Annotated in this window: 1 protein-coding gene; it reads left to right on the forward strand. The window is 53.3% G+C overall.

Features of this window, described 5'->3' with window-relative positions:
• On the forward strand, window positions 1–1,254 hold a 1,254-nt coding region (locus EJP87_RS16670; protein ID WP_130472955.1), incomplete at both ends, for a PAS domain-containing protein.

Genomic DNA, 1,254 nt, shown 5'->3' on the forward strand with positions numbered 1-1,254 from the left:
CATTGAGCAACTGCAGGGCAGAAACGAAGAGCTGACGGCCTACAACGAAGAGGTGATGGCCATGAATGAAGAGTTGCAATCGGCCAACGAGGAGCTGGAAAGTTCCAAGGAGGAGATGCAATCTCTCAATGAAGAGCTGGTGATCACGAATGCCATCCTCGACAGCAAGGTGCTTGCCCTGGAAGCGGCCAACAATGATATTTCCAACCTGCTCAGCAGCACGGATATGGCCACGGTATTTCTCGATCGCACTCTCTGCATCAAACGCTATACCCTGGCCGCCACCCGCCTGCTTCGCCTGATTCCCGCTGACCTGGGGCGTCCCTTGGCTGATATTGCCAACAATCTGCAAGGGGTTGATCTGCTGGAGAATGCGCTCTCCGTTCTCAAACAGGGTCACCACCTGGAAAAAGAGGTCCAAGATCAATCCGGTCTCTGGTATTTGATGCGCACCCTGCCCTATCTCGACAGCCAGGGTCACACCGCCGGCGTGGTGATTCTGTTTGCTGATGTCACCCGCATGAAACAGGCCGAAGAGAAAAACAACCTCCTGCTGCTGCATCTGCAGGAACAGTGCAGTCTGTTGAATCATGCCCATGTACTGGCGATGGATCTGGAGGGAAAGATTATTTTCTGGAACCCAGGAGCGGAAGAGTATTATGGCTGGTTATCCCATGAGGCTCTGGGTCAATCACTCCAGCAACTGCTGAAAACCGAAGGAGAGCTCTCCCTGGAACAGCTTATCCAGCAGACAATCGCCATCGGCCAATGGGTAGGAGAGTTGACCCACTTCACCCGAGAGGCAAAAAAGGTCTCCGTCTTCAGCCATTGGCATCTGACCAGGGATGCGCATGGTCAACCCAAGGCCGTGGTGGCGGTCAACAATGACCTCAGCGAACGCAAAAAAATGGAGCAGGAGCTGCGTCAAGCCAAACTGGAGGCCGAATCGCTTTCCAAAGCCAAAAGCAGCTTTTTGGCTGTCATGAGCCACGAAATCCGTACCCCCTTGCACCTGATCCTTGGCATGTCAGAACTGCTCAAGGAGACATCCCTGACTGCCGAACAACAAAGCTATCTGCGCAAAGTGGAAAAATCCGGGGTCTGTCTGCTTGAACTGATCAACAATATACTGGATTTTTCCAAAACAGAGGCAGGAGAGATGGTGGTGCTGCAAGAGGCTGTGGCACTGCCAGAGCTGCTGCAGGAGGTGATCACCTTGCTGAGCAGCCTCTCCATCGACAAAGAGATTGACCT

This window comes from Candidatus Magnetaquicoccus inordinatus (assembly GCF_004217665.1).
Taxonomy (GTDB): Bacteria; Pseudomonadota; Magnetococcia; order Magnetococcales; family Magnetaquicoccaceae; genus Magnetaquicoccus; species Magnetaquicoccus inordinatus.